Source organism: Streptomyces sp. MK37H (genome assembly GCF_018035285.1).
Taxonomy (GTDB): domain Bacteria; phylum Actinomycetota; class Actinomycetes; order Streptomycetales; family Streptomycetaceae; genus Streptomyces; species Streptomyces endocoffeicus.
In genome coordinates this window covers 1-6,684 of sequence record NZ_JAAAYH010000471.1, presented here as the reverse complement: position 1 = coordinate 6,684, position 6,684 = coordinate 1, and the positions used below count along the sequence as shown (strand labels likewise).

Here is a 6,684-nt window from a genome sequence, read left to right as displayed (position 1 = left end):
CCGTCTCCTGCTGGATCTCGGCGAGCAGCCGCAGATGGGCCAGCCAGTGGCGGGGCTGGTCCACATGGCCGTACATCATCGTGGACGAGGACCGGATGCCCAGCTCATGCGCCGTTTTGACGACCTCGACCCAGGTGGCCGTCGGCAGCTTGCCCTTGGTGAGGACCCAGCGCACCTCGTCGTCCAGGATCTCGGCGGCCGTGCCGGGGATGGTGTCCAGGCCCGCCTCGCGCGCCGCCGTCAGCCATTCGCGGATGGACATGCCCGTACGGGTCGCGCCGTTGACGACCTCCATCGGGGAGAAGGCGTGGACATGCATGCCGGGCACGCGCTCCTTGACGGCGCGTGCGATGTCGAAGTAGGCGGTGCCGGGCAGATCCGGGTGGATGCCGCCCTGCATGCAGACCTCCACCGCGCCCACGTCCCACGCCTGCTGGGCGCGGTCGGCGACCTGGTTCAGGGAGAGGGTGTAGGCGTCGGCGTCGGTGCGGCGCTGGGCGAAGGCGCAGAAGCGGCAGCCGGTGTAGCAGACATTGGTGAAGTTGATGTTCCTGGTGACGATGTAGGTGACGTCGTCGCCGACGGTCGCCCGGCGCAGATCGTCGGCGATGCGGCACAGGGCGTCCAGCGCCGGGCCCTCGGCGTGGAGCAGGGCCAGCGCCTCGGGGTCGGTCAGCCGGGTCGGGTCGTCGGCGGCCTGGGCCAACGCGGCCTTGACGTCGGCGTCGACGCGGGACGGGACCATACCGGGCGCGGCGGCCTCGCGCAGCGCCTCCCAGTCGCCATAGACCTCGTCGAAGTCCTTACGGCGGTCACCGGTGCGGCCCTCGGTGTCGATGGCGCGGTGCAGATCGGTGCGGCCGGAGGCGCTGAACGCCTCGTCAGGCTCCTGCCAGGGCAGCCCGGTGGGGATCTCGTCCTCGCGGGCCAGGCCGGTCTCGGGGTCGGCGAGGGCGGTGACGTGCGGCAGCAGCCGGGGGTCCAGCCAGGGCTCGCCGCGCCGGACGTACTCGGGGTAGACCGCGAGCCGTTCGCGCAGCCGGAAGCCGGCGGCCGCGGAGCGCTCGGCCAGCTCGTCCACCTGGGGCCAGGGGCGCTCGGGGTTGACGTGGTCCGGGGTGAGCGGGGAGACGCCGCCCCAGTCGTCGATACCGGCCCCGATGAGCTGCTCGTACTCCGCGTCCACCAGGTTGGGCGGCGCCTGGATGCAGGCGGACGGGCCCAGGATGTGGCGGGCGACGGCGACGGTGGCCACCAGGTCGTCCAGCTCGGCGTCCGGCATCCCGCGCATGGCGGTGTCCGGCTTGGCGCGGAAGTTCTGGACGATGACTTCCTGGATGCCGTGGTACGAGCGGGAGACGCGGCGCAGCGCGAACAGCGACTCCGCCCGCTCCTCATGGTTCTCGCCGATCCCGATCAGCAGCCCGCTGGTGAACGGGACGGAGCTGCGCCCGGCGTCCTCCAGCACCCGCAGCCGCACCGCCGGCTCCTTGTCGGGCGAGCCGTAGTGGGGGCCGCCGGGCTCGCTCCACAGCCGCTCGGCGGTGGTCTCCAGCATCATGCCCATGGAGGGGGCGACCGGCTTGAGCCGCTGGAAGTCGGTCCAGGTCATCACGCCGGGGTTGAGGTGGGGCAGCAGGCCCGTCTCCTCCAGGATGCGGATGGCCATGGCCCGTACGTACGCGATGGTGTCGTCGTACCCCTCGGCCTCCAGCCACTCGCGCGCCTCGGGCCAGCGGTCCTCGGGGCGGTCGCCGAGGGTGATCAGCGCTTCCTTGCAGCCCATTTCGGCGCCCCGGCGCGCGATGGCGAGGACCTCGTCGGGCGACATGAACGCCCCGTGGCCCGCGCGGCGCAGCTTGCCGGGGACGGTCGCGAAGGTGCAGTAGTGACACTTGTCCCGGCACAGCCGGGTGAGCGGGATGAAGACGCTGCGCGAGTAGGTGATGACCCCGGGGCGGCCGGCCGCCTCCAGGCCCGCGTCGCGGACCCGGGCGGCGGAGGCCATCAGCTCCCGCAGGTCGTCACCGCGCGCCTGGAGCAGCACCGCGGCCTCGGCGGTGTCCAGCGCCACGCCGTCGCGGGCGCGCTTGAGCGCACGGCGCATCGCGTTGGCTGTGGGGGCGGCGGAGCCAGTCGGGGCACCCGGTTCGTTTCCCTGCGCGCTCGTGGTCATCCTCCGAGCATACGAGTGGTGTGGGACACCGCCAGACGGCCCGGGCCTGCGGTTTTGTGGGTCTGATCACGGCGGCCGCGGACCGTCGGCGGGAATACGGCGCGGTGGAACATGCGGACTACACCCACTGGGCGCCGACGGCCGTCGCCCGGACCGGACTTGGCGGCGGCGCGGATCGCCGGGCGGGGGCGGCGGGGTCGGGGCGGGGCCGTCCGTTCCCTCTCCGCCATGGAGTTATCCACAGGGCTTTCCGCGCGTGTCACCCACGCGTACAACGGTGTCACGCGGGTGTCGGACGGCACTCTCGACTCTGGGGGGCACCTCATGCAGCGACGCGATGTACTCAGGCTCTCCGCGCTTGCGGGCGCGGCGGGTGTGCTGACACTCGATCCCATGACCTTCACCCAGGCCGACGCGGCGGGCACGGCCGACGGCCCTGAGCAGACCAAGACCCTCAGCGGCCATCTGCCCACCGGCGCGCCGGACTTCGTCTACGTACCGGTCGAGGTTCCGCGCGGGGTCCGTGAGATCGCCGTGTCGTATTCGTACGACAAGCCGACCGTCCCGGCCGGCACGCAGGGCAACGCCTGCGACATCGGCATCTTCGACGAGCGCGGCACGGAGCTGGGCGGCCGCGGCTTCCGCGGCTGGTCCGGCGGGGCCCGTACGGAGTTCGCCATCAGCGCCGAGGAGGCCACCCCCGGCTATCTGGCGGGGCCGGTCGGGGCGGGCACCTGGCATGTGGTGCTGGGGCCGTACACGGTCGCCCCGCAGGGCCTGGACTACAAGGTCACCGTCACACTGCGGTACGGCGCGCCCGGCACCACCCCGAAGCCGGGGTACCCGCCGCAGCGCGCGAAGGGCCGGGGCCGCGCCTGGTACCGGGGCGACTCGCATCTGCACACCGTGCACTCCGACGGCAAGCGCACCCCGGCCGAGCTGGTCGCCGCCGCCCGCGCCGCGGGGCTGGACTTCATCACCACCACCGAGCACAACACCACGTCGGCGCATGCCGCGTTCGAGGGCCTGTGGGGCGATGACCTGCTGATCCTCACCGGCGAGGAGATCACCACGCGCAACGGCCATGTGGTCGCCCTCGGCACCGACCCCGGCGTCTTCATCGACTGGCGCTACCGCGCCCGGGACAACCGCTTCGGCCAGTTCGCCCGCAAGATCCGGCAGGCCGGCGGCCTGGTGATCCCGGCCCATCCGCACGGCACCTGTGTCGGCTGCAACTGGAAGTTCGGCTTCAACGAGGCCGACGCGGTCGAGGTGTGGAACGCGGACTTCACCCCCGACGACGAGGTCACGATCTCCGAGTGGGACAACACGCTGGTCGCCGCCTCCCGTGGCGACGGCCGCTGGCTGCCCGCCGTCGGCCACAGCGACGCCCACCGCGAGCCCCAGGTCGTCGGCCTGCCCCAGACGGTGGTGCTCGCCGACGACCTCTCCCGCACCGCCATCCAGGAGGGCATCCGGGCCGGCCGCAGCTGGATCGCGGAGTCCTCCAAGATCGACCTCACCTTCGAGGCGGTCGGTGGCCGCGGCAAGCACGCCGGAATCGGCGAGCGCCTGAAGGTCGGCGGCGCGGAGGAGATCACGGTCCGGCTGAAGGTCTCCGGCGTGGGCCCGGGCTGCTCGGTGCGGTTCATCACCGACCAGGGCCAGCTCTACGGAACGCCGGTCCCCGCTTCCGGCGAGCTCACCGCCGAATGGCGCACGACGGCGTCCTACGCGGCGTACGTCCGCGCCGAGGTCCGCCATGCCCCGGCGGACGGCGGGGCGTCGGGCATACCGGGGCCGATGGCGGCGATGACGAACCCGATCTGGCTGGGCGAGCGCTGACGGCTTCCTGACCGCGCGGCGCGGCGGGCGGCATCAGAGGCGGCAGCTGATCTCCATGCCGTCCTCGATGGGGAAGCTGACGTTCTGGTAGCCGTTCGCCGGGTCGCGTACGTAGTCGAGGTACGGCCGCATGGGGCCCTCGAACTGGTCGATGTCGTCGGCCACGACGAGGGCGCCGGGCCGCAGGATCGGTTCGAGCATCCGCAGCACGGGCAGGCACAGGTCCTTCCAGCCGTCGAGCAGGACCAGGTCCAGGGGTCCCTCGAGGTCGGCGAGGGTCTCCCGGGCGTCCCCCTCCCGCACGGTGATCAGGTCGTCCAGCCCGGTCTCGGTGAAGGTGCGGCGGGCCGCGGCGATCTTCTCCTTGCTCATTTCCGTGGTGATGACGCGCCCGGTGCCGTTGTCCCGCACGGCGGCGGCCAGATGGAGCGTGGAGATCCCGTAGGACATGCCGAACTCGACCACTGTGGCCGGGCGGATGGCCCGCACCAGGTTGTAGAGCAGCTTCCCGCCGTCGGCGGAGATCGGCATGTAGATCCCGGCCGCGGCGTCGGCGAGTTCCTGCGGGGCCATCGTTTCCAGCGCGCCGGGCGGCAGCTGCGTCTGGGCGGTCTCGTCCTGCTCGGCCAGCTTGAACATGCGGCTGATGGCGGTCTCGACCCGAGGGTCGGCAAGGGTGTGAGTGAGTGTCATGAGCGCTAGAGTAGACGCAACGTCTCGTCTCGTCTAGCGAATAAAAGGGCTGCCCTCGATTGAGGAACAGGGGCCCTTGGACCAGCCCTCGCAACACGACGCGGGGCAGCCGGCCTTCGCCGGCTGCCCCGCGTCACTGGTTTCGAGCGTGCGAGCCAGGACTCACGGCGTCAATGTGTCCCCGGGCGTCGGGGTCGTTCGCTGGACCCAGGTGCCGCAGGCCACGATCACCGACCCCATACGGGTGCAGGTAATGCCGTGCACGGTCCCTGACGTGGTGATGACGTCGATGAAAATGTCGCTGCCGGGGCCGCCGGGACCGACGTCGATGGACGCACCGCAGGCACCCACGGGTACCGCTCCCCCCTCGTCGGAGAGGTCGTCCCAGTCGATGTCCCCGCCGGGACCGGTCTCGTCTCCGACGTAGGGGACTCCGAAACTGACGGCTGCGTAGAAGGCCCCACCGCCGCCGGCTTCCTGACGAACGGTGTCAATATCGAAGCACCCATTGGCTCCCGGCCGCGGCGGCTTCGGCCTGCCGGGATAGCCGGCGTCGGCGACAGGGTCGGGGTCATCCAAGGAGACGGCCCGGTCAGTGGACATGATGGTCGACGTCGGCTGCGACGTCACTCCGAGATCTTGCGCCTCGGCGGGTAGGGCACCCAGTACGCCCACCAGCGAGACGGCGGTCAGTGAGGTGATGCCGCCGAGCGCCAGCCGTGTGGGCCGCCGTGAATACCGCGCTCGCGGCAATGCGGCCCTGATTTGAGGACGCATTCAGTACTCCCTTGGGGACTTGAACCGGGTGATCTCCCGGAAGGTTCTTCTTGTCTTGACCTGTTTTCCACCCACATCCCGGTATTTATGTGATGAGTCATTCGATCGGCCCACTGCTTCATCAGGTGAGGTACTCCAAGCGGGGTTCGCCCCTCCATGTGCTGCCGGGCTGATCGGCGCCTAGGGTCCTTCTTCCACGGAGATCCGTCAGAAGGACCCTAGACGGGGCGGTGGGCCTCGCGGACCCGGCGGCCGCCGTCGACCACCAGGTCCGTGCCGGTGATCCAGGACGCCTCGTCCGAGACCAGCCAGCGGACCGCGCGCGCCACGTCCTCCGGTTCGCCGATACGGGCCAGCGGGAGCGTCGCGGTTATCTCCTGTTCGCCGGGCTCCCAGACGAAGCGGGCCATCTCGGTGCGGACCAGGCCCGGGGAGACGGCGTTGACGCGGACGGAGGGGGCCAGTTCTCCGGCGAGCTGGCGGGTGAGGCGGAGGAGGGCGGTCTTGGTGGTGCCGTAGGCGCCGACGCCCGGGCCGACGCCGTGGGTGCCCTCGGTGCAGATGTTGACGACCGCGCCGCCGTGGCCGCGCATCCAGCCCCGCCAGGCCGCCTGGGTCAGCCGCAGCGGGGCCTCCACGTTGACCGTGAAGGCCGTGCGCCAGGCGAGCGGGTCCACGGCCATCAGCGGGCCCAGCGGGGCGTTGGTCGCGGCGTTGTTGACCAGGATGTCGAGACGGCCGAACTCGGCCAGGGCGCAGGCCACCGCCGCCTCCGGATGGGCCGGGTCGGCCACGTCCCCCGGGCAGCCGATGGCGCGCGGGCCGAGGCGGCGTACGGCGTCGGCCAGCCCCCTCGGGTCCCGCGCCGTGACGCACACCGCCGCACCGTCCGCCATCAGCGCCTCCGCCACGGCCAGCCCGATGCCCCGTGAGCCACCCGTGACCAGGGCGGCCCGGCCGGTGAGGGAGCCGCGTCCACCCAGTCCGGTGGGTCCGGATGGTCCCGTGGGTCCGGTGGAGGCAGCGGATGCGGTGGAGGCAGCGGGTGCGGTGGAGGCAGCGGGTGCGGTGGAGGCAGCGGGTGCGGCGGGGCCGACGGGGCCGCCGGCCCCAGCCCCCTCACGCCCGGCGCCGAGTCCGGTGGGGCCGGTGGTGCCCGTCGATCCGGTAGGGCCCAAGGGGTCCGTGGGCCC

5 protein-coding genes are annotated in these 6,684 nt (G+C 72.0%); 1 reads left to right on the top strand and 4 read right to left on the bottom strand.

Annotated elements, in window-relative coordinates:
* Window positions 1-2,176: bifunctional FO biosynthesis protein CofGH (locus GWI24_RS38120; protein ID WP_210950625.1), on the bottom strand; the 2,176-nt coding region annotated here is incomplete at its 3' end.
* A 324-nt stretch (window positions 2,177-2,500) separates the two neighbouring features.
* On the opposite strand from GWI24_RS38120, the gene GWI24_RS38115 reads away from it, so the two are divergent.
* Window positions 2,501-4,021, top strand: a complete 1,521-nt coding sequence (locus GWI24_RS38115; RefSeq protein ID WP_210950624.1) for a CehA/McbA family metallohydrolase — start codon at window positions 2,501-2,503, stop codon at window positions 4,019-4,021.
* A gap of 33 nt (window positions 4,022-4,054) precedes the next feature.
* On the opposite strand, the gene GWI24_RS38110 is transcribed toward GWI24_RS38115, so the two are convergent.
* The 3 genes from GWI24_RS38110 to GWI24_RS38100 form a co-directional block, all read right to left on the bottom strand.
* Window positions 4,055-4,714, bottom strand: a complete 660-nt coding sequence (locus tag GWI24_RS38110) for an O-methyltransferase (RefSeq protein WP_210950623.1) — start codon at window positions 4,712-4,714, stop codon at window positions 4,055-4,057.
* Window positions 4,715-4,876: 162 nt separating this feature from the next.
* Entirely contained in the window at window positions 4,877-5,491 is a 615-nt protein-coding gene (locus GWI24_RS38105; protein ID WP_210950622.1) for a hypothetical protein, read from the bottom strand.
* A gap of 218 nt (window positions 5,492-5,709) precedes the next feature.
* Window positions 5,710-6,474, bottom strand: coding sequence for an SDR family oxidoreductase (locus GWI24_RS38100; RefSeq protein WP_210950626.1), 765 nt, complete (start codon window positions 6,472-6,474; stop codon window positions 5,710-5,712).
* Between the last annotated feature and the right edge of the window lie 210 nt (window positions 6,475-6,684).